Source organism: Acinetobacter sp. BIGb0102, from assembly GCF_003815055.1.
Lineage (GTDB): Bacteria > Pseudomonadota > Gammaproteobacteria > Pseudomonadales > Moraxellaceae > Acinetobacter > Acinetobacter vivianii.
In genome coordinates this window covers 96,323-119,672 of sequence record NZ_RKQE01000014.1, presented here as the reverse complement: position 1 = coordinate 119,672, position 23,350 = coordinate 96,323, and the positions used below count along the sequence as shown (strand labels likewise).

Below are 23,350 nucleotides of genomic sequence, written 5' to 3'. Positions count from 1 at the left end.
TCTTGTCGCATTGCTTTATTTTTCCATAGATTTTACTCTTTAAATCCAACACAATAGATATAAAAGAAATTTGAGAGTCATCTACGTGATTACAGGCGAAATTAAAAGCAAAATTGATCAGATTTGGAATGCATTTTGGAGTGGTGGTATTTCCAATCCACTTGAAGTGATGGAGCAAATGACTTATTTGCTGTTTATTCGCCGACTAGATGAAATTCAAATCACCAAAGAAAAGAAAGCCAATCGTTTAAAGAAAGAGATTGAGCATCCAATTTTTACGCCTGAGCAAGAGCATTTACGGTGGTCTAAGTTTATTACTTTGGGTGATGCTGCAACGTTATATAGCACGATTGCCAATGAAGTTTTTCCATTCATTAAAAATATTGGTGCAGAGGATGACTCGACTTACAGTCATCACATGAAGGATGCTCGTTTTACCATTCCTAACGCTGCGCTGTTAACCAAAGTGGTTGATCTGTTGGCTGATGTACCAATGGATGATAAAGATACCAAGGGTGATATTTACGAATACATGCTTGGTAAAATTGCTTCAGCAGGTCAAAACGGTCAGTTCCGTACTCCTCGCCATATCATCAAAATGATTGTAGAGCTGATGCAGCCAAAGCCAACCGATACGATCTGTGACCCTGCTTGTGGTACAGCAGGCTTTTTGGTCGCAGCAAGTGAATATTTAAACGAGCACTATAGCTCTGAGATTTTTGCCAATCCCGAAGCGGCGAAGCGTTTTAGTGAAGAAACTTTCTTTGGTTATGATTTTGATAGCACTATGCTTCGTATTGGTTCCATGAACATGATGCTGCACGGTGTAGAGAACCCACGAATTGAAAACCGTGATTCTTTAAGTGAAACGCATTCACATATTGCTGAAAAATACAGTCTGATTCTTGCTAATCCACCTTTTGCAGGCAGTTTGGACAATGAAAGTTGTGCTAAGAATATTCAGGCTGTCGTTAAAACTAAAAAAACGGAATTGTTATTTTTAGCCTTATTTTTACGTTTGCTGAAAACTGGTGGTCGTGCTGCGGTCATTGTGCCTGATGGTGTGCTCTTTGGTTCATCTACAGCGCATAAGGCATTGCGTCAGAAGATTGTGGAAGAGCAAAAGCTAGAAGCAATTATTTCCATGCCTTCTGGTGTGTTTAAGCCTTATGCAGGTGTTTCTACAGCGATTATGATTTTCACCAAAACCATGTCGGGCGGTACGGACAAAGTTTGGTTTTATGATATGCAAGCGGATGGTTATTCGTTAGATGATAAACGTAATGAACTAGACAGTTCTAAGCATGAAAATAACAACATTCCTGACATTATTGCCCGTTTCCATAACTTAGCATCGGAATCAGGTCGTAAAGCGACTGAGCAAAGTTTCTTAGTCGATAAAGCCGATATTGCTGCCAATGGTTATGACCTGTCGATTAGCCGTTATAAGGAAGTGGTCTATGAACAAGTGGAATACGAAGCGCCAAGTAAAATTTTGGCTGATTTAGAAGTTCTTGAGCAGGATATTTTGAAAGGTATGAATGCGCTTAAGGAGATGCTTAAGTGAGTTATCCTAAAATGAAGTTAGGTGAATGTGCTGAAATTCATTCTGGCTCAACCCCACGAACGAATAATCCCGATTTTTGGGATGGGGATATTACTTGGGTGACACCTAAAGACCTTAGTAAATTAAAATCTAAATTTATTTCGAAAACAGAAAGTAAGATTACTCAATTAGGTTTTAATAGTTGTTCGACGAAATTACTTCCTAAAAATTCAGTTTTGTTTAGTTCTCGAGCTCCTATCGGACACGTTGCAATTAATACAATTCCTATGTGTACCAATCAAGGGTTCAAAAGTTTTGTGCCCAAAGCTGATTTATTGGATTCACAATATTTATATTATTGGTTAAAAGCTAATAAAGAATATCTTCAAGATTTAGGTGTTGGTGCAACATTTAAGGAAATTTCTAAAACAGTTATTGCTAATGTTGAAATCCCACTCCCACCTCTTGCAGAACAACGCCGAATTGCGTCTATTTTAGATCAAGCGGATGTGTTGCGCCAAAAACGTCAGCAAACGATTGAAAAGTTAGATCAACTTTTACAAGCTACATTTATTGATATGTTTGGTGATCCTGTGAGTAATCCTAAAGGGTGGGATAAAGAAAAAATGGATACCCTTATGACGATTGTTCGCGGAGGGTCGCCAAGACCAATTGAGAATTTCTTAGGTGGTACTTATCCTTGGATCAAAATTGGTGATGCTACTAAAGGTGATGATTTATTTATTACTAAAACCAAAGAAGCAATTACTGAAGAAGGCTTACATAAAACAAGACTATTACCTGAAGGAAGTGTAATCTTTGCGAATTGTGGAGTAAGTCTTGGGTTTGCACGTATCTTGAAAATTCAAGGATGTATTCACGATGGTTGGTTAGCATTCCAAGATATTCGTGAGGATAAAATACATAAATTATTTTTACTAAAGGCTCTTAATTCAATTACTCAATATTTTCGTGATACGGCTCCAGATGGGACTCAACCCAATCTAAATACAGCCATCATGAAAAATTTTGAATTAATTATCCCACCAATGGATTTACAACTTAAGTTTATAGCCATAGTTGAATCCATTGTAAAACAAAAGAAAATATTAGAAACTTCAAATATTGAGTTTTCCAATCTATTCAAATCACTACAAAACCAAGCATTTAACGGCACTTTATAATATTTAATTTAAAATATGAGGGAATATACATGAGCAACTTTCAGTTTTTAGAACCTGAATTTAAAAGCTTGGCAGCCACTGCTAAAGAAGCTGAAAAGCTCGTGTATATTTCCCCACAATTTGCCCTTGCTGCTGCAAGATCATCATTAGAAAACCTCGTGCTATGGCTCTATCAATATGACAAGAAACTGACTCAACCTTATGATGCTTCATTGCATAACTTACTCAATGACCTCAAATTTAAAGACCTGATTCCACCTTATATTTGGGACAAAATGGACAACATCCGCATGGTCGGCAACAGTGCCGTGCATGGGAAAAAGTTCAAACAACTCACCACTGAAGAAACCGTCAAACACATCAGCCATTTATTCCTGATGTATGTTTGGTTTGAGCGTAATTATGGTTCACCATCAAAAGATCGTTCTCAGTCAATTTTATTTAACCCAAAACTGATTCCAAATACAGACAATACTCAGCAAATCACCGCCAATAAAGAACAACTGCAAAAAGAAACTGAAGCCAAAGAAAAAGAATTTGCAGAACAACATAAAGCCCTACGTGAACGTGAACAAAAACTATTTGAACTGTCCGCAAGTTTAGAAGAGCGTGAAAAACTACTTGCCAAGATTGATGCTGAACTTGCCCAAAAACGTGCCGAAGTAGAACAAGCCAAACTCGCCAACAGCAAAATCGAAGATCACACCGACTATAAAGAAGATGAAACACGTAAGCTTAAAATTGACCTCATGCTCGAAGAAGCAGGTTGGGAAATTGGCACATCAGTACGCGAAGAAGTTGCTGTGACAGGAATGCCAAGTGCATCGGGTAAAGGTGCAGTGGATTATGTGCTATATGATGCAAATGGTTTGCCTTTGGCAGTGGTTGAAGCTAAACGCACATCGACCGACCCAGATATTGGGCAGCAACAAGCTAAACTCTATGCAGACTGTTTAGAACAACAAACAGGACAACGACCTGTTATTTTCTATACCAACGGCTACAAAACTCGAATCTGGAATGATGTCCAAGGTGGCCCGCCACGTTTGGTACATGGCTTCTATACGCAGGCAGAACTCAAACGCCTGATCGAAAGACGTAAAAACAATCCAGATTTGAGTAGCTTCCCGATTAATGCAGAAATTGTCGAGCGTTATTACCAAACTCGTGCCATTAAAGCCATGCTTGCAGCCTACCAACGTAAAGAACGTGCGGGCTTACTGATTATGGCAACAGGTACAGGTAAAACCCGTACCGCTATTGCATTGGTTGATGTGCTGATGAAAGCCAATGTAGTGCAAAAGGCGTTATTTCTTGCAGATCGCACATCATTGGTCAATCAGGCGCACAATGCTTTCAAAGCCAACTTAAAAGATGCTTCATTCGTCAACTTGCTTGAAGATAAAAATCAGGTTGGTCGTGTGTATTTCTCTACCTATCAAACCATGATCGGCTTGATTGACGAAAAAAATGCCGATGGTACATGCCAATTCGGTACAGGTATGTTTGACCTGATTATTATTGATGAAGCACACCGCAGCGTATACCAAAAGTTTGGTGAGATTTTTAAATATTTTGATAGCCTACTGGTGGGGTTAACGGCTACACCGCGTGATGAAGTCGACCGTGACACTTATGCACTCTTTGGTTTAGAAAGCGGTGTTCCAACTGATTACTATGATCTTGATCAAGCCATTGTTGATGGCTATCTTGTGCCACCTAAAGCCTATTCCGTTCCACTGAAATTCATGCGTGAAGGCGTGAAATATGACGAACTCTCTGAAGAAGAAAAACAACATTGGGATAGCCTAAATTGGGGCGATGAAGAAGCACCTGAAGAAGTCTCAGCGTCTAAGATCAATAAAGAACTGTTTAATACAGACACCATTGATTTGATGCTCAAGCACTTAATGGAAAATGGCATTAAAACCGAAGGTGGTGATCGTCTAGGTAAAACCATTATCTTTGCGGTCAACCAAAAACATGCACAGTTCATTGCTGACCGCTTCAATGAAAACTATCCGCAATATGATGGTAAGTTTGCCCGTGTCATTACCCACGCGACAAAATATCCGCAAAGCCTAATTGATGACTTTAGCAAGAAGGACTTGCCTGAGCCACAAATCGCTATTTCTGTCGATATGCTCGATACAGGCATTGATGTACCTGAAGTGGTCAATTTGGTGTTCTTTAAAGCGGTTCGCTCTAAAGTCAAATTCATGCAAATGATCGGGCGTGGTACACGCCTCTGCAAAGAACTGTTTAGTCCAGAAGATGATAAAAAAGAGTTTTATATCTTCGATTATTGCTCGAACTTTGAATACTTCAATGAAAACCCTGATGGTGCGCCTGTTGCGACCACAGAACCATTAGGGCAACGCCTATTCAAGGCTCGTTTAAATATCATTAGTCTGCTGAATGCTAAGGACTATGACACTGACGATTTAAAAGCAGTACAGCAAGATATACGTCAAAGCCTACAGAATGAAGTTAAGTCGATGAACAAAGATAACTTCATTGTAAAATCTGAACTTGAGTATGTCGAACATTTCAAAAATGATGATGCTTGGGATAACTTGGATGATCTTGCAATTGGTACGTTACGAGAACATATCTCTAAATTACCTAATCAGCTTGAGCCTGAAACCTTAGAAGCCAAACTGTTTGATATGTTGTGTTATAACCTTGAACTGGCAGTATTAGAAAAGAACAATACCGCTATTCAAAGCTATGCCAATAAAGTGATTGAAATCGCTTCTAAATTGGAAACTAAAGAAAACATTCCTATTGTTGCAGAACAGATTGCACTAATCCAAGACATCCAAACCGTAGAGTATTGGAAAAGTATTACCTTACCAATGCTTGAGTCAATGCGTAAACGTATCCGCAACTTGGTCAAATTGATTGAGAAATCGACCTCGACGATTGTTTATTCAATGCTTGATGATGAAATTGGAGAGATGCAAGCAGTCGATATTCCAGTCGTTTCAAGTGGTGTAAACCTTGCCCAATATCGTAAGCGTGTCGAAAGCTTTATTAAAGCCAACGAAAACCACATAACCATTGCCAAACTCAAACGTGGTTTAGCATTGACTCCGACCGACCTAAGTGAACTTGAACGATTTGTTTTTGAAGCGCAAGAAGTTGAAAGCCGAGATAAGTTTGAAGAGTGTTTTGGGACAGAAAAGTCGTTACCACTGTTCATTCGATCTTTGGTGGGCTTAGATCGTCAAGCAGTACAAGAAGCCTTTTCAAAGTATTTACAAGGTTCAAGCTATAACGAAAAGCAAATCCGTTTTGTTGAAATGATGATTGATCATTTGACTCAAAATGGCGTGCTAGAGGCAGCACAACTTTATGAACCACCGTTTAATCAAATCCATTATGAAGGCATTGATGGTGTGTTTGGTGATGCAGATGCTGACAACATATTTGGGGTTGTTGAAGCGTTTAATGAAGCGGTGGCTTAATTTTTAAATTTTCATCAATAATTAATCAGGTATAACTGTGTATATTAAGAAGTTATCAATTACGGGATATCGTTGTTTTTCAGAACTTTTTGAGATCAACTTTAGGAAAGGTTTAAATGTAATTGTTGGGGAAAATGGAGCTGGTAAAACAGCTATTATCAACTCGTTTCGACAACTATTTATTGATACTGAATCTGGCTCTTATAATGTTTCTTCTGATGATTTTAATAAACCATTTAAAGAAGCTTCTATAGCAGCTGACTCTTTCAAAATAAAAGTTGAATTTGATAATTTAGAAAATGCTGAACCAATAGCATTTCTACAATGGAGTGATGCTGCAAATAATGTAATTTTAAACTTAGAAGTCTTAAATAAAGAGTTACGTGGGCGTTTTAAAAAAAGTTTCTGGGGTGGAAATTCTAAAGCATCACAATTTGATGTTGAACTATTTGACAAAATCCATTGTATTTATCTACCTCCATTACGTGATGCGGAATCAAAGCTAGTAAATGGAAGACAATCTCGCTTATCGAAACTATTAAAGTTTATTGAAGCTGAGCAACTTAAAACATGTAAAAAAGCTAAAAAGAAACATCCACTAGAAGAGAAATTTAAAGACTTTAATAAATCTCTTATTGAAGAAGAAGGTTCAAGTATAAAAGAAGCAAATCGATTAATCACAGAACATTTGTTAAAGGCAGTTGGACAGAATTTTAGTCAATCAACACATATACAATTTGTTGAAAATGAATTTTCTAAAATTGTTGAAAATTTAAGATTAATTTTCTTTCCTAAAATTACAACTGCTGAAGCAGATCAATTCAGAGACTTATGTCAGAATAGTCTTGGATATAACAACTTATTGTATATTGCTTCTATTCTTGCAGAACTAACGTTAACTAAAGAAGAATCATTATACAGACTTTTACTGATTGAAGAGCCTGAAGCGCATTTACATCCACAGTTACAGGTTCGGTTATTAGATCATCTAGAGAAAGTAGCAAATGAACATAAAGTACAAGTTATTGTTACTACTCACTCGACAGTTTTAGCCTCAAGTGTGCATTTAGATAAGATTATACATTTAACTAAGAATGATAATCCTACTGCAACACCTTTAGCTGAATGTGGTTTAGCTGATAATAACTTGAATTTCCTTAATCGCTGGTTGGATATCACAAAATCCAACCTACTTTTTGCGAGCGGAGTGATCCTAGTTGAAGGTATAGCTGAACAAATGATCATTCCAGAGCTAGCTAAGACAGTATTAAAAGGTAAAGAGATTAATAATATAGAAGACTATGGGGTTTCAGTAATCAATCTTAATGGTATATATTTTAATCATTTTATGCGCCTTTATTGTAATATTACAGGTGTGCCAGATGTGCAAGAAGATCAAGTGGGTTTAAATGTTCCAATCCGTTGCGCAGGCATTACAGATTTAGACCCTGATCAATTTTACTATGAAGAGGATACATCTACAGACACTGAGTCGAAAGATAAACCAGAGAAAAAAATAAAAATAGATTATAAACCCCATGAAGACAATATATTAGAAGGAAAAAATCATGCTCTGAAATTGGTAGATAGCATTAATACTTCTGACTTTGCACGGCTATTTGTTGCAAAATTTAAGACGTTAGAATATGACCTTGCAATGGAAAGTAATAATGCAAAAGAAATGGCTAAAGTTCTTATTGAATTATGGCCATCAAAAACAGGCGATGTGAAAAATGGCTTACAAGTAATAATAGATGATGATTACTCGGAAATTACTTCTGAACAAAAAGCAAATCATGCCTTTGAAATATTAAAAAGAGTTGATGATAAAAATATTGGGAAAGGATATTTCGCACAAGTTTTAGCAGATAAGATTTCATCAGAGGAAATTAAACTTCAAGTACCTCAATATCTCGAAGATGCGATTCTTTGGGCTTGTTCATTAGACAAATCCTCTATTGAGGAATAGTTAGATGAAATATACAGATGAACAACTCGATTATATTGAACGTGCAAAAATTACAGAGAATGTTTTTTTAAATGCGTGTCCTGGCAGTGGAAAAACTGAAACCATTGCTCAACGAGTAGCAAATGAAATTGAGAGTTGGGCAAATTTTCCTAGTGGGATTGCGATTCTATCTTTTACTAAAAGTGCTGCAAAAGAAATTGAGCATCGAATTAAAGAAAAAATACATGGACAAACAACATATCCCCATTTTATAGGAACATTTGATAGCTTTATCCTCAAGAATATTGTGAATCCTCTTTCGAAAGATATTTCCAAATATGAAGGACATAATGGAGATTATTCATTTAAAGTAGTGAACTATGATTCGCAGTTATTTTTTTTAACAAAGTATCCACATCGTTATCAAAAAATTTCAGGACATCATGTAGAAATAGATAACAAAACAGGACGTTTTAAATTTCATACGCCAAATAAAGATACAAACAGAGCTCTTAATGCTATGGTTTTAGAGCAATGGCAAAAAGATGATATTTATCGTGCGAAGAAAAAATGCCGTGATGCAGGTTTTCTAACTCATAAGGATATCGAATACCTTGCGGAATCAGCTCTTACCACTCGTACTGCAACACAGGATTATACAAAAAAATTAGCAAAAAGATTTCAACTTATCATTGTTGATGAATGCCAAGATCTATCCTTTGAACAACTAAATATCTTAAAAGCCATGATGTTGAATGGAACAAAATTACATTTTGTTGGAGATTTAAATCAATCTATATATGAGTTTAGGGATGTTGATCCTAATGACATTATTAACTTTATAACTGACAATGGCTTTCGAGAAATTCAATTAACTAAAAACTTTCGAAGCTGTCAAAAAATTGTAAATATTGCTACAAATATTATGAAATCAGGTTCAATCGAAGCTGATTTCACATCACCCGAACAATCATGTTTTGTACTTCAGTATAAAGATTCACCTTGTGAAGTTATTTCTCAATTTAATGAACTGACCAAACAGTATAGCAATCGAGTTTTAGTAGCTAGAGGTCATCAAACTTTAAACCAGTTATCTATTGTGGATAGCACACCAGCGAAACCAGTTGAGTTCTTACTAAGCTCAATCTTGAATTTTGATGAGACAAGTTATACTTCAATCAATCAGTCACTTATTGATTTCTCAAAATATATTAAAGATAAGGTAAAGCTAGAAACAAAATCAAGTGATTATAATTGTCCTCAAATTATTGCATCAGAATTAGATTGGAGATTGTTCCTCCACAACTCTATCCAGTATTTATTAAATCATGATTTGCAATTAGATAGTTGTACATGGACAAATTGGTGCAAAAAAGTAAATGCTGTTGTTATTAATTTGTTTAAGCAAGAATTTGTACTCCCAGAGATTTATGAAGCATTAAAAAATTCTGACTTTAAAATTAGGTCTCCAAATGGTAAAGCAACACACTGCATTTCTAACTATCACCGTAAAAATGATTCATTAGATATCAAATTCAGAAAATCAACTATTCATGGTGTTAAAGGTGAAACACATGAAGCTACCATGCTGATTTCAAATCCTACACGGAATGGAACTGGTACACATTGGTCTCATTGGATTGGAGATAAAACATCTGAAGCATCAAGATTTGCTTATGTTGCATCATCAAGACCAAAGTATATTTTAGTCTGGTGTGTCAAAAAGCTAAAATCTTCTGAGCAGAAGGATTTAGAAAGTTTGGGGTTTGAAATATTGGATATAAAGTAACTCATTTATATTTAATATTTTGTACGCATTATTGATGGTCGTTTTCAGTTAAGTTTAAAAAAATTTCATAAGCATAAGTATATGAAAAGTGATCATCTCTTTTGCTCAAATGACATAAAGATTTTTCTATAAATTCAACTTCATCTACAAAAACAACATGTTTACAAGGTATAGCATGTACATATGCTTCAAAAAACTCTTTTACAGTAGGTGGCAGAAGCTGTAATTGAGGTAAACTAAAAACTTGACCTAATACCGTCAATGAACAAATTTTAAGATTTAAAAAATATCCCGAATAGCTCATATCAACAGCTTCATTCAAAAACAAAATAAATACTGTTAGAGTATCTAAAGGATATTTTTTGGATAACTTTGTTAGTATTTCAAAGATTTCACTATTTTTATAAAAAATTCGTTTTACAAACCTAAGCTCAAAAGATGATCTTTCAGCTAAATGAAGAAAATGACGGCTAACTTCAGGGGCTAAGCTAAGTATGATTCTATCGGTTTCAATAGCAGAACGTGAATCAAAATTGAAAATATTCCAAATTGGATGATGAAACCAGATAGCAGTTTCTGGATACTTCAATGCCACCATTTCTACACGTTCTGGTCTTGGAGAAGCCTCACCGCGCTCATAGCGTTCCCACAATCTTGGTTTTTGATCTACTGGCTCTAAATGCTGAAATTTTTCAGGTTCAAAAAAGAGTTCTAATTGCGGTGCCGACAAGCCACCTGAATAATATTTCATGAGGCGGAACCAAATCATTGTTCTGATTCCTCTAACTTTCTTTCGAAAGTTCTTTTGCCGTTGTATATAACTTTTTTGATCCATAATTTTTTGGCGTAAATCGTGACAGAAGAAATCTATTAAATCACAATAAAAATTTCATGAGTTTTCGTTTTTTAGTCATACGCAACTTTCCTAAAAAATACTATTCATATAAATCAGCAGCTTAACATGAAAATTATGGCTATTTTGTACTTAAAATTTAAGAAAAAAATTCGGGTTCTCAAGCATCATTATTTTTTTCATAATATAAAAAATCCAACACCACCGAACAAATATGGACACGACCAAACAACATCAGAATTTTGCAGATGAACTCGAGCAAAAATTTGGAAAAATTGTAGGAGGGACGGAATTAACGAAACTGCTAGGCTATCCAAGTACTGATGCTTTTCGGCAAGCAATGAAAAGAGAACAATTACCAATAGATGTTTTTTCTATACCCCATCGTCGTGGATATTTTGCCTATTGTCGAGATGTCGCTCAATGGTTAGAGAATTTACCTAAAAAATAGAGGATTACTTACATGAGACATTTCAAGGAGAAGTACTAGTGATTTGATTTATCTGACTTTTATGATTTCTAGGTAAGGCACAATAGTTTATGCTCTGCAAAGCATAAACTATTGCAATAAAACGATGTCTTGAGCAGACCTTTTTATTTTGTGCATTTTTTGAAGTAATGTCAATTCGCTTTGTCTTATGCCATAACGCCTTACCATAAATATTCAACTATCTCATTCAATTAGAAGCTTTTACTATGATGTAAAGGTTAGGAATTTTTATGCGTATACCATATGAAAAACAACGTGAAATTATCCGATTACTATCTACAAATAAGTTAAGTAATCGTGAGATTGCTAGAATTGTTCATGTTTCACATAACACGGTAAAACTTTTAAGAACAAAGTTTATGAAAAGCGGTGAAACATGGGAAAGTATTTCTTCTTTACCTGTACAAGAATTCTATCAACGACTTCCAAAAACTACGAAAAAACGGTTATATGAGCCTAGAAAGCATATGCCTGATTGGGAATATGTTAAACAGGAATTATCACGTAAAAATATGACTTTAGAACTTCTTTGGCAAGAATACAGAGAAGAATTCGGCTTTAATGGTTATTCATACTCATGGTTTGTTAAATTATTCAATCAATGGTGTAAAGTTCAAAAAAAGAGCATGAAGCAATTTTATAATGCTGGTGAATTTTTATTTGTGGACTTTTGTGGACAAACCATTCCAATTTATGATGCCAAAACGAATATGGAAAAATTTAAAGCCCAAATTTTCGTTGGTGTGATGTGTAACTCTTCTTATAACGTTATACATGCAGTTCCAGATCAAAAGATTAAATCCTGGATTGAATGTCATATTGAAGCATTTAAGCAATTAGGAGGTGTTCCACAATATATTATGCCAGACAACTTAAAGGCCGCTGTCATAAAACATACTCGTTCTGAAATTAATATCCAAAAGGATTTTAATGAGTTCGCTGAACATTATAATTTCATTGTTTATCCTGCTCGCTCACGAGAGCCACAAGATAAAGCATTAGCTGAGAAAGGTGTTCAAATCATTCAAACTCAGATTCTCGCTAGACTAAGAAATCAGCGTTTTTATTCATTGACTGAATTGAATAAAGAGCTCTATATACATAACCAAAAAATCAATGAAAAACAAACTAAGACCTTTCCTATGGGGAGGACACAGCTATTTTTACAAACGGACAAAGTTGCACTATCACCATTACCAGAACTGCCATTTGAGATATGTGAACGTAAGTATGATGTACGTGTTAATGAATTTGGTTTGATTGAATGGAATAAGCATTTTTATTCAGTACCTCATCAATATGTACATTGCCTAGTTGACCTTAAAGTGACACAACAGATGATTGAAATTACACATCAGCGTCAATTTATTGCTCAACATTTATTAAATGATCAAACTGGTGGCCATACGATTTCATCAGAGCATATGACTGAGACACAACGAGCCTATAAAGAATTAACTTTACCTTATTTAATTGAATGGGCAGAAAAAACAGGCCCATATACGACTGAATTTGTTCAAAAGAAAATTTCTGAGAGACGTGATTTTGCGAACGGCATCCGTACAGTACAACGATTAAAGCAATGGTCTAATCAATCAGGATACACAAGTGAAGATTTAGAGTCTGCTTTGCAATATGCTATAAAAATTAATGCTTTAACCTTTGACAGAATAAAATCAATTATCCAAAAAAAAGTATATGGTAATCCTAGGGAGACACCTACTACAAAACTCACTTTACATCATAATATCCGAGGTGCCAATTATTTTAATATCAATAAATTAGGAGATAAATGATGTTGTCACCTGATTTAAGAAATAAATTGGTTCAACTCAGATTATCAGCTATGGTCAAAGTTTTGGATTTACATTTGGTTGACCCAAAATTTTTAGAATTAACGTTTGAGCAACAACTCACTCATATCGCCGATGCTGAAATTTCAGATCGTGCTAATAGAAAAATTAGTCGACTATTAAAAAATGCAAGTCTGAGGTATCCGCGAGCATCAATAGATAATATTGACTATCACTCAGAAAGAGGTATTCAGAGACGCCAAGTTTCAACATTATTTGACAATAAATGGATTCAGCATCGTCAAAATTTAATTATTCTTGGTGCAACTGGTACAGGAAAAAGTTGGTTAGGTTGTGCCTTTGCAACACATGCTTGTCGCCATCATTATAGCGTTTTGTATTTCAATACTAATACTCTGTTTGAGGCACTAGCTCTTGCTGTAGCAGATCGAACGCTACCGCAGTTAAGGCGTAAGTTGATTAATACTAATCTATTAATTATTGATGACTTTGGCTTGGGAAGCATAGATTCGCATTTAGCATCCATATTTCTGGATATCATTGACCTACAGGCCGTAAACGGATCATTACTTTTAACAAGTCAGTACCCTACGTCTGTATGGCATAGTCGATTTGAAGATCCCACATTGGGGGATGCTGTTTTAGATCGAATCGTGCATAAAGCTCATCTTATAGAGTTACAGGGGGAATCTATGAGGAAAAGACAAGGTAAAAATACAAATTAATTTTTAGGGAGACTGAAATATGTCTCCTTTATTTTATGTCCGTAGAAAAATGGTCAGATTAAAAAGATTTTAGCTGGTCAGATCAAAAGAGCATGAGTGGTCAGGTCAATAGATATTTTGCACTCAGTGAATAAACATCATAAACATCTCCATCATATTTAAAATGATCTGGTTCATTACGATATGAGCGAATCCCCCATGTTTTATCTACTGCTGATGATGGATCTTCATAAAATGGGTCAGTAGGAATCCTTCTTAAAAAGTAAATTTTTCTTTTTTTGGGATCTTTAATATCAACAACTCCATCAACAAGCTCATTTAATGTATTTGGATAGCCTGTTGTATCAGCACTACGGTAGATATGACCATTGTCACCTGCTTGTTTATAAGCATCAATTGCGGTGCGGATTTCTTTTAATGCACTTTTAAGCTCTTGCTCTTTCACTCGCTGCATACTCAGTTGGGTAATTGGCACAATAACAGAGGCCAAAATAGCCATTAAACTCACCGTTACAATGAGCTCAATAAGCGTAAATCCTGCCACAGATCGAGAAGTCATGGGGTGCTCTGCGGCGTTGGCTGTTGTATAGGTGCAGCCAATTGCGATGAATCAAGTGAATCTGTCGATGGAGTATTTAAAGGCATATTTCTTGGATTATTCAAAGAATTATCCGATTGCGTTTGATTGCTACTTAAAGAAACTGTATTTACAGGTAAGGGCGTTACAGTGGCATGATTTCCACTATTTACGATTTGTGACCGTGTTAAACTATAATCTGCTGATGGTGTGAGTCTTAAAGGCTTGGTACTAACAGAATCATTGGTGCCAGAACTAAATACATTATTATCCAATGTCGGAGGAATCATATTTCTGATAATACGGGGCGTGATCAACAAGACAATTTCCGAATGGCTTTTACGATTTGTCTCATCTGAAAACAATTTACCCACGATTGGTAACTTCCCAAGCCCAGGAAGATGCGAAGCCGAATCCGTTTGATCATTCTTAATCAAACCCGCTAATACTTGGGTTTCACCATTATGGAGGCGTAAAGTTGTACTCACATTTCGAGTACCAATTTGATGTACTAGCTCATATGGTAGATACTGAGTTCTATCAAAGATTTAAAGTATGACTTTTCTCCTTTTGGAGAGAAGTCACTCGATATCATTTATTTAAACAGAACCCAAATCTCTGCTAAGGACTTTCGTATACTCCAAAAGATCTATTTCTGAATTAAATTTCTTTAATTCAGGTTCTACCTCTCCTAATTTCCATAGAAATGAATGGGATATATTTGCTTCTACATCTCTAGAGCCCATTATGTCATATTCATTTGGGTCGTTAATTTCTAAATGAAAGGATACTGAACTAATATTTTTCTTTTTTTTCATCATTGTCAGAAGATTTCGAAACTCCCCCCAAGCCTTCTTATCAACTTCTTGAAATTTGGAATTGAAATAATAAATTAGTGCTTTTTCAATAACTAAACCCTCCTTGTCTAAAGGGATATCATAAATCATTGAGTTAGTTGATATTATATCTATATTTCTCTCTTCAATTTTAGTAAATGATCCAACTTTAAATGTATTAACTGTTAAAAAAATATCATTTTCTGATGTAGGCACTTTATAAAGTATCTCTGTCAAGCCTCTGTGCTTCAAACCTAAAGCTCGTTCTACAGGATTTTCAGTTATACCAACATACTGTACTTCACTTGCAATCCCCAAATTGATCCCATACTCTCTTAGAAAATAATGAATGGGATAAGCTAGCGATTCAGAAACTTCACTGTGAAAATAAATAAACTTTTCATCTACAGTTATGTTAGATGGGATTTCTTTCGGGAAATAAATTTCAATTTTCCTTTTATCTTTATTTCCTATTAAAAAATAAATAGTCAACTTTCGTCTATCGAAGAAGGAAAATTTCGGTTGCTTCTTTACATCGAAACGAACTTTCTTTCGTGAAGTGACAAAATAGATAAATCTTTTTTCATTACTTGATTCAACATACTCTTTGAAATTATTCAACATTTCTTTAAGCTCATTTTTAGCTTCATCAAATGGCGGATCAACAATCAAGTCGTACCAAAGAAAGTATGATGAGTCTATTGTAATGTGCCAACTTTTCTCAGCATCATTATACTCAGGCATTTCCTGTATCGAATTATAGAGGCCTCTTGTCATATACGTTCTACTAAAAACTCTACTAATCAATTAAAACTATAAAGTTAAGTCAATATAGTCAACTAAAATACGTCATAAAATGACGCATAAAGAACTAACTAGTTATAATCGGCTCTTGACGCTTAATCATTTACTGTCAAATCTGACAGAAGAACAACTAATCTGTAGTTGTACTGTTGATTGAGACAAATCAAATATGCATGCCCAACTGATCGATAGCAGCAACTTTCGATTATCTGAATGTGATTGATGATTACTGGCGAAAGGATTTAGCCATAGAAGTCAGCTTTTCATTACCTGTAATTAGATAGGCGGATTATGGTCAGATCATGACGTTTAAAAAAAGAAACGTGTAATAAATACTAAAAAAACTAAAGAAGTAGCAACAAGAGTTATATTTTTAACTAATACTAAATTATCATTCAATTTCTCGATTCTTTTATCTAATTGAGTATAAACATCAAGATATTCAGCTTTATAATCTGAATCATCTTTTTTTCCCATCTCAGCTTTTCTAAGTTTCATCTCATTATCTAATGCTTCCAGTGTATTATTCTGATTAGAAATTTGCATTAAAACAAATACACAAAAAACAATAATTCCAATAACGATAAGAATATTTTTTATGAAATCCCCAGCCGATGCAACATAAACCATCTGCCCAGCTGCAAGGAGTGTAGCTATAGGTAAGGTAAGTAGTTGATTTTGCATATCTGAGAATACTTTGTTAATTTTAATTGTATATTCCCGACGATCCTCTTCAACTTTATTTTTGAAATCATCAAAAGAAAACTTATCCATATATAACTGGAAGTTACTTTTAACCACTCTATAAAAAGTTTCAAAGTTTTTCAAAACCACTGATAAAGATATTTCTCCTTCTTTAAAAACCTCATGTAAACCATTAATTACAGACAAATGCCTATCTTGGTTATGAAATTCATTTTGAATATATTCTTTAATAAATCTTTTAACCAACAAAATATTAAAATTCAGGTCTTCTGCAACATACTCAGAATTTATTTTTAAATTCTTTTTCCCCACAAAAATAACAAAAGATTTATTACCTAAACTTCCGTGTATATCGGAAATCATTTTTAAATTTTCAAACAATTCAGCAATAATGAAAATATTGCTAATACTTTGATTATCATCACTTACTTTAGGAAAATACCTTTCAGATATATCATATACATAAAAACTATCTTTAGGCTTCACATCTAATCGACGAGAATTATTTTTTAGATAATGATTTATATCAAAATAAATATTTGTAGAAGTTAATGGGATTACTAATATATTTTTAGTCGAGTCATTATCAGAAGTATCAATATCAAATGACTCAAGCTTTTTCTCGATTTCAAAAAAACTTAAACCGGATCTTTTTCCTAAACAACCCTGAATACAATTAGACTGCTCATCAAAACAAACGCTATCTAACATCGTTAATAAATTAACGACGAAATCTAACCTTTCGTCTGCTGTTCCTGATTGCGCCATCTATTATATGCCATAAATTAAGGTTTAATTCCCTCAAGGTATTGTTGTTTAGCCTTCTCACTAACATTGGAAATCACAAAATTACCTTCATCGGTGAGAACTATATTACCACTTTCGTAGTCTGCCACATCAAAGGTAACATTGATAGTGCCACTTTTGACAGTAACACGTTTCCAACGACGAACTGTGGCGCGATCAGGTTGAAATTCATCACTTATTTCTATATCCGATTGACGTATATATGTATAGAAACTTTCAGGTTCCTCCTGGTTCAAAATAACTGATATTTCTTTTAAATAGACAATTGGTTCGCCATTATCAGTTCTCTTATTAATTGCATCTACAAAATGATCCTGCAATAATTGTTTTTTAGCCTTTTTAGTTTCTTTATCCCACTTTTGCTGAACACCATAATCCTTTAACGCTTCAAATATTGCTTTTGTATATTTTGTTGAACTTGTATAATTATCACAGTTTATCGAATCTCTAAAATAATCTGATACGTCTTTGCTAGATTTTTTTATAAAAGATACATAGGGCTCTTGATCATTTTCCCATTTTCTAATATCGATTCGTGCACCCTCATGAATTTTCTCCATATCAATTGACAATAACTCTTCAAGATTAAAATTATCGCGATCAAAAGTTATTGCTGTTTTTTCTTTAATCATTGTGACAAGTAAATAAGTATTATCTGCTTCCCTATATTCAAGAAAGACTATTAAACCACCTGTCGCCCACTTTAATTGTTGCCCTTCAGACAATGCTGTCATTAACCTTTCAACATGTAGCCTAGACAGTTTAATAAAGTCAATCTTACCATCTCGATAATCTTGTAACTGTAACTGAAAAATAGAGTTTTCTGACTTATCTATACAACCATAACCGCTAATAGAGTTAGTATATTTAGCTCTTAACCTTGTCGAGAATGTAATTGAAGCTGCTCTATCCAATGGGAACTCTTGATCAGAATCTAAAATTAATTTTGGCATTAAATCCGTTGGATTTTGTTTTTCATTGTTTTTTTCAATTTCATGAATAATAAAATGTGTTAGTTTCATATGCCCCCCATCTTTATAAAAAATTAATAGTAACTAAGTTACTAACAAATAACAATCAAAAATCACCATAAAATACTTTACATATACTGTATAACCATTTGGTAAATCTTCAAGAAAACTATAACTCCCTCCCCCTACTTAGCAATGCTCCCAAGTCTTCATACATTATCCATAATAATTTTGTTGTTTGTTAAAGTTGATTAGCAACGGCTTTGTTGCACAAACCTATCTCTCAGGGCTTATTCAGCAATATAATTCTTAGATGAACTAGCCTGCATCCAAAATATATCATACAAAGAATTGGTCTTCTTACAACTGAGCTTTGATCAATCGTGGAAACCTCACCATTTGGTTTGATTCCAATACACAGTGGTATGCACAACCAACACGTAAATAAGGACGAAATCAAACTTATTCAAATACAGCTATTCAGTGTTGTTTAATGATTAAAGTCTTATTTCGTTTAACTTTACGAATGACTTCAGGCTTTGTTCAAAGCCTCATTAAAATTTACGGTTTAGATTAGACAGTACCAGATTACTCAACGCTTTGTAGAAGACAAAAGCATATTGATATCGCAATTAGCTATCAAAAAAGCAGCCATGGACTGCATCTACTTGTTGATTCTACAGGCTTAAAGTTTTTAGGTGAAGGAGAATGGAAGCATAAGAAGCATCAACCTGGATATCGTCGCCAATGGCGTAAATTACACATAGGTATAGATGCTCAAAATCTGCAAATACGGGCTGTACAGCTAACAACGAATAAGGTCAGTGATTCACAAGTACTTGGTGATTTACTTGATCAAATTCCACAAGAAGAACCAATTAACTCAGTCTATGCCAACGGTGCTTATGACACAAAGCAATGCCGTCAAGTGATTGCATCTCGAAAAGCGCATGCAGTTATTCCAGTTCAATCGACCTGTTTGTTGTACTCACTATTCTGACTGGAAGCGCATCAACCAAGGTTGAGAAATAGTTCATTTTAGACCAAGTACGGACATTACCGATAACATACAAACGACTCTTTGCTCGTGTCACAGCAACATTTAATAAATTTGGACTTGAGGAAGCCCAAGCTCTAGCTCCTTCCCCAGTACGATCTTTTGCTGTACCTAATACTAAAAAAACGATATCCGCCTCTTTACCCTGAAAAGTATGCACAGTGCCACATTCAACACCTTTTATTCCTGCCTCTTTAATACGGCTTTTACATGCTTGAATCACTTTTCTAAAAGGTGAAATGACATATATTTTAATTTTTGAATTATCAACCGAGGCTTTGCGTTTTTTCTCTAACTGTCTTAAACAATCAATCAACACATCAAGTTCTTCAGAATTAACGGGATGAGTAAAATCTATTGAATCTACATTCATCCATGTGCTAGCACCAATGTCATAGGCCATATCTATTGCTTTAGGATTTCCTGCACTATCAACACGTCCTTGTACCATTTGACCTGCATACGCAATACTATTTGCAATGGAAAACATAGGGTCATCACAACGACGATGCGTTCTTAATGGCATACCTGTCCAAATTCTTGATTGATCATCGCCACTACCACCATCAATCCATGAACCAAATGGGGTTATTCGGTCAGCAAGGGTTTGTACAGACTCAAATATAGGGGACCAAGATAAATCGACATCATTTTGTTTGCGTAGGATCTCAACCACACTATCTGGTAGTGTAAATACAGGTTCAACCTGCAAAGGATCACCAATTAGGATAGCTCTTTTACTTCTCCAAATTGCACCTGCTGCGGATTGAGGTGTAGCTTGACCTGCTTCATCAATAAGTAACCAGCCTAGACTATCTTGTCCCATACCTGCAAAAAGCCGACTAAATGAAGCCAAAGTTGTGGAAACAACAGGAACCACAAAAAATAAGCTGTCCCAAATCTGTGGGCGATCTTCATAGGAAAGCCCTTTAGCATTTCCTGAAAGCATTTGCCCAACCATTCTTAAATTACTTAAAAATCGTTTGGCATTAGATAAAATCGTTAGTTTGTGTAGTTCTATCGATTTAATAAAAATACGAGCCCGAATATCATCTATAATTTCTGAGGTATTTACTGAAGCTCGATGTACGGCTTCAAATGATAATTTCCAGAAATCAGAACCGATTACATTTCTTACACCTAGAGTTTGTATCGCCTGTAGATCAAGGCTCAATCTCTCATACTCTTGTTTTATCTCAGTGAGTTCATCATTTAGTTCTAATAGTTCTTGTTCACAAATCTTTATCATTTTATTTCTTGATATCTTATCATTAACAAGATTTTCATATCGTGCAGTGGTTTCTTGCAATGATAGGGTCACTTCATTAATCCGTTGATTATAGATTTCTATACGGTGAGTCCGATAGCCAAATAACGCACATAGGCGATCCCACAATTGTGGTCCATGGGATATCTGGATTTGCTCTAATATCTGTTTTTTAGATTGTATTAAGATAGACTGATCTTGTAATTCACTTTGTATTTGAAGAAATACATTTTGATGCTCATTTAATTTTTTATTTTTAATCATAATCGTTTGCAATAGCGTTTCATTCTTCTCCATACACTCTGCAATCATCTGCGAAGCATGTTCTGCTTTCATCAAAATTGAACGCTTTTGCTCCAATTGTTCAATTAATTCAAGTAGCTCAGTTTTTACTTTATTCCACTCTCGTCGATAAGTATTAACATGAGGAATAGCCGCTTCAAGTATTTGTTTCATCGATATAAATGAATCTTTACCATCCTCTTCATCATTCTCAGTAACATGATCTTCTTTAAAAAATGCACGAGCAAAGGATCTACGGTTAGTGCTATTACCCAAGGCTGCGGCAATTAAGCCCCATGTAGGAATTGGTGCTTGATTTTCATCTAGAACTTTTTGACTATCAAACACACCCTTTATGACCTCAGGGAAATATAAAGAGCTTGATGCGTACCCCTTATCTAATTTACTGAGTGCAGGTAACTCCTGTGAAATATTTTTTACCGCATTATTATTGTTACTACTGACAACGATTGAACTATCCCTCACCAACTCTTCTACAATGGGTGAGAACCTTCGTCCCATGATTTGAGTTGGCTGTTTAAATATAGCTTCTGGTGTAGAAAGTGCTAAAATTCGCTTGGCTCTATCCGTAATGACGGACGCAATAACATCACAGAGTAAGGTTGTTTTCCCTGTGCCTGGTGGTCCATTTACACCGATGATACCGTCTTGATGACTCAGTATGTTTCCAATGTGAGCAACAACTGCTTGTTGTGCTAATACTAATGGTTTATCGGGTGATGTAGGCCAACGGGAGATAGGTAAATGAGCAGCACAAACAAGCTTTCCCATCACTTCATGATTTTCTAAAATATCTATTCGTTTGTGATCAAGAATGGATGGTCCAAGATATGTTGATAATGCTTGTCCAAATGATTTGCCTGATACACTTTGTTTCAGCATTTGATCAAGATCATCTAAATAAAATGAATTAAGGTAATTAACCTCTTGCTCAATATTCTCTAATGTTTTTTTTCTGCGTAGTTTTTTGGTGGTAACCACAATTCGCCAATCTAACCCAACTTGGTCATTGTGATCAAAAATAGATCTAACTAATTCAGTTTCGCTTTCCAAGTCCTTCCAAGAACATCGATAATCCTCTTTCGATTGAAATAAACGATGACAACGCTGAGCAAACTCTTCCTTAGCTCGAGTAAGTCTTGCATTCAAATCAGTAAGTGGTTCTCCTCGACTTAAAGCTTGGGTACCATACACGTAACTGGCTGGTGCATAACTATCCTCATTGAAACGTCCATTTTCGTTTACAGTAAAAGAGGCTAACCAACCAGTCCCTGCTATACGTTCACGTTCTTTATCACCCAACTCTTCGCTTACAATCTTTCGTAAGACCAGTCGAGTCAGGTCTTCTTGATCTGCAACCCCAATATAAACTGTATGGATATACATATATTCTGACGTTGGTTGATACTCTGCCTTATCCCAAGGTAGTTTCTCACCAAACCTTAAGGTTATTATCTTCGTTGATTTATTATTGTCTTTTGATGTTGGAGCAGGAGGTATAGTGAAAATTTCTAAATCACGCCAAAATGAAAGAATACGACTGACCTCAGTAAAACTACAACTACTCTTCTTATTATCCATAAAAAATCTCAAAAAAAATTAAATTTAGATACTACCTTGCATTAAAAAAATTTAAAAAAGCGATATCTTTTTATTCATTATTTAAACACAATGTATTAAAGCCCAGTAAGATCATATTTTATCAAGGTTAACACTTATTAACTTTTTACTCTCATAATCTTGAATCAAGAGCTTCAATTTTTGAATAGGTACTATAAATTCATTACTAAACCCTAACTTATTCATAAAAGTTTTGCATTGAGAATTTGGACATTCTATAGCTAAATACTGATAATCATATTTCTCACCAAAATGACATAGCTCTTTGAGCAACGCCGTGCCAGCTCCATTTTTTATTCGTTTAAAACCAATTCTGGCTACAACAATTGTCTTTACATCCTTTTCCGGTGTATATGCATAACATCCAAATCTTAAATAAAGATCATCTTCACCAGAACTTCCAACAGCTCTAACCATAATAAGATCATGTGAGAACTTATTTCTAGGATCAGAAACTTCAAATAATCTAGCAGGCAACCTTAGCCTCATCATCATAAATTTTTTTACTAGTCTATATATTTCATTAAGTTCATCTTTTTGAAGTATTAGTTTATTCATTTATGTATACTCAGAATAAAAGATAC

16 protein-coding genes and 2 pseudogenes are annotated in these 23,350 nt (G+C 34.9%); 10 read left to right on the top strand and 8 right to left on the bottom strand.

The features are described from left to right. Positions 1 to 85 precede the first annotated feature (85 nt). The 5 genes from EC846_RS13845 to EC846_RS13825 are packed head-to-tail and all read left to right on the top strand — an operon-like array spanning position 86 to position 9,937. On the top strand, positions 86 to 1,567 hold the full coding sequence (locus tag EC846_RS13845) for a type I restriction-modification system subunit M (protein ID WP_123775519.1): 1,482 nt from the start codon (positions 86 to 88) through the stop codon (positions 1,565 to 1,567). After that, positions 1,564 to 2,730 carry a restriction endonuclease subunit S gene (locus tag EC846_RS13840; protein WP_123775518.1) on the top strand — a complete coding sequence of 389 codons (1,167 nt, stop codon included), beginning with the start codon at positions 1,564 to 1,566 and terminating at the stop codon, positions 2,728 to 2,730. The genes EC846_RS13845 and EC846_RS13840 overlap by 4 nt, the downstream gene beginning before the upstream one ends. A gap of 29 nt (positions 2,731 to 2,759) precedes the next feature. Then, positions 2,760 to 6,200, top strand: a complete 3,441-nt coding sequence (locus tag EC846_RS13835) for a DEAD/DEAH box helicase family protein (protein WP_123775517.1) — start codon at positions 2,760 to 2,762, stop codon at positions 6,198 to 6,200. Positions 6,201 to 6,237: 37 nt separating this feature from the next. Beyond that, on the top strand, positions 6,238 to 8,169 hold the full coding sequence (locus EC846_RS13830) for an ATP-dependent nuclease (RefSeq protein ID WP_002047748.1): 1,932 nt from the start codon (positions 6,238 to 6,240) through the stop codon (positions 8,167 to 8,169). 4 nt (positions 8,170 to 8,173) lie between these two features. Next, positions 8,174 to 9,937 (top strand): UvrD-helicase domain-containing protein, encoded by a 1,764-nt coding sequence (locus tag EC846_RS13825; RefSeq protein ID WP_123775516.1) that lies wholly within the window; start codon positions 8,174 to 8,176, stop codon positions 9,935 to 9,937. A gap of 28 nt (positions 9,938 to 9,965) precedes the next feature. Here EC846_RS13825 and EC846_RS18340 read toward each other — a convergent pair whose 3' ends face one another. Then, a complete protein-coding gene (locus tag EC846_RS18340) occupies positions 9,966 to 10,688 on the bottom strand; it encodes a hypothetical protein (protein ID WP_228200682.1) in 723 nt (240 codons plus the stop codon). Between the two features lie 316 nt (positions 10,689 to 11,004). On the opposite strand from EC846_RS18340, the gene EC846_RS13810 reads away from it, so the two are divergent. The 3 genes from EC846_RS13810 (at position 11,005) to istB (ending at position 13,819) form a co-directional block, all read left to right on the top strand. Then, positions 11,005 to 11,241, top strand: coding sequence for a hypothetical protein (locus EC846_RS13810; RefSeq protein WP_002047769.1), 237 nt, complete (start codon positions 11,005 to 11,007; stop codon positions 11,239 to 11,241). A gap of 269 nt (positions 11,242 to 11,510) precedes the next feature. Beyond that, positions 11,511 to 13,076 carry an IS21 family transposase gene (gene istA, locus EC846_RS13805; RefSeq protein WP_123775515.1) on the top strand — a complete coding sequence of 522 codons (1,566 nt, stop codon included), beginning with the start codon at positions 11,511 to 11,513 and terminating at the stop codon, positions 13,074 to 13,076. After that, positions 13,076 to 13,819, top strand: coding sequence for an IS21-like element helper ATPase IstB (gene istB / locus EC846_RS13800; protein ID WP_017392347.1), 744 nt, complete (start codon positions 13,076 to 13,078; stop codon positions 13,817 to 13,819). The genes istA and istB overlap by 1 nt, the downstream gene beginning before the upstream one ends. 100 nt (positions 13,820 to 13,919) lie before the next feature. On the opposite strand, the gene EC846_RS13795 is transcribed toward istB, so the two are convergent. From EC846_RS13795 to EC846_RS13785, 3 genes are all read right to left on the bottom strand, one after another. Continuing rightward, positions 13,920 to 14,378: a type II secretion system protein gene (locus EC846_RS13795; RefSeq protein ID WP_123775514.1), complete on the bottom strand. Its 459-nt coding sequence runs from the start codon at positions 14,376 to 14,378 to the stop codon at positions 13,920 to 13,922. Then, positions 14,375 to 14,899, bottom strand: a complete 525-nt coding sequence (locus tag EC846_RS13790) for a type II and III secretion system protein (RefSeq protein WP_228200686.1) — start codon at positions 14,897 to 14,899, stop codon at positions 14,375 to 14,377. Before EC846_RS13790 ends, EC846_RS13795 begins: the two co-directional genes overlap by 4 nt. 96 nt (positions 14,900 to 14,995) lie before the next feature. Continuing rightward, positions 14,996 to 15,976, bottom strand: a complete 981-nt coding sequence (locus EC846_RS13785) for a hypothetical protein (protein WP_123775513.1) — start codon at positions 15,974 to 15,976, stop codon at positions 14,996 to 14,998. 229 nt (positions 15,977 to 16,205) lie between these two features. On the opposite strand from EC846_RS13785, the pseudogene EC846_RS18625 reads away from it, so the two are divergent. After that, a pseudogene (locus EC846_RS18625) lies at positions 16,206 to 16,317 on the top strand (IS3 family transposase); the annotation flags it as partial. Positions 16,318 to 16,345: 28 nt separating this feature from the next. On the opposite strand, the gene EC846_RS13780 reads toward EC846_RS18625, so the two are convergent. Together EC846_RS13780 and EC846_RS13775 are read right to left on the bottom strand one after the other, a co-directional pair. After that, positions 16,346 to 17,509 (bottom strand): hypothetical protein, encoded by a 1,164-nt coding sequence (locus EC846_RS13780; RefSeq protein WP_123775512.1) that lies wholly within the window; start codon positions 17,507 to 17,509, stop codon positions 16,346 to 16,348. 17 nt (positions 17,510 to 17,526) lie between these two features. Beyond that, positions 17,527 to 18,570: a nucleoid-associated protein gene (locus EC846_RS13775; RefSeq protein ID WP_123775511.1), complete on the bottom strand. Its 1,044-nt coding sequence runs from the start codon at positions 18,568 to 18,570 to the stop codon at positions 17,527 to 17,529. A 322-nt stretch (positions 18,571 to 18,892) separates the two neighbouring features. On the opposite strand from EC846_RS13775, the pseudogene EC846_RS13770 reads away from it, so the two are divergent. Beyond that, positions 18,893 to 19,483, top strand: a pseudogene (locus EC846_RS13770) (IS5 family transposase); the annotation flags it as partial. Here EC846_RS13770 and EC846_RS13765 read toward each other — a convergent pair. Next, on the bottom strand, positions 19,476 to 22,727 hold the full coding sequence (locus EC846_RS13765) for an AAA domain-containing protein (protein ID WP_123775510.1): 3,252 nt from the start codon (positions 22,725 to 22,727) through the stop codon (positions 19,476 to 19,478). The pseudogene EC846_RS13770 and the gene EC846_RS13765 sit on opposite strands and share 8 nt — an antisense overlap. Before the next feature lie 111 nt (positions 22,728 to 22,838). Next, entirely contained in the window at positions 22,839 to 23,324 is a 486-nt protein-coding gene (locus tag EC846_RS13760; RefSeq protein ID WP_123775509.1) for a GNAT family N-acetyltransferase, read from the bottom strand. Between the last annotated feature and the right edge of the window lie 26 nt (positions 23,325 to 23,350).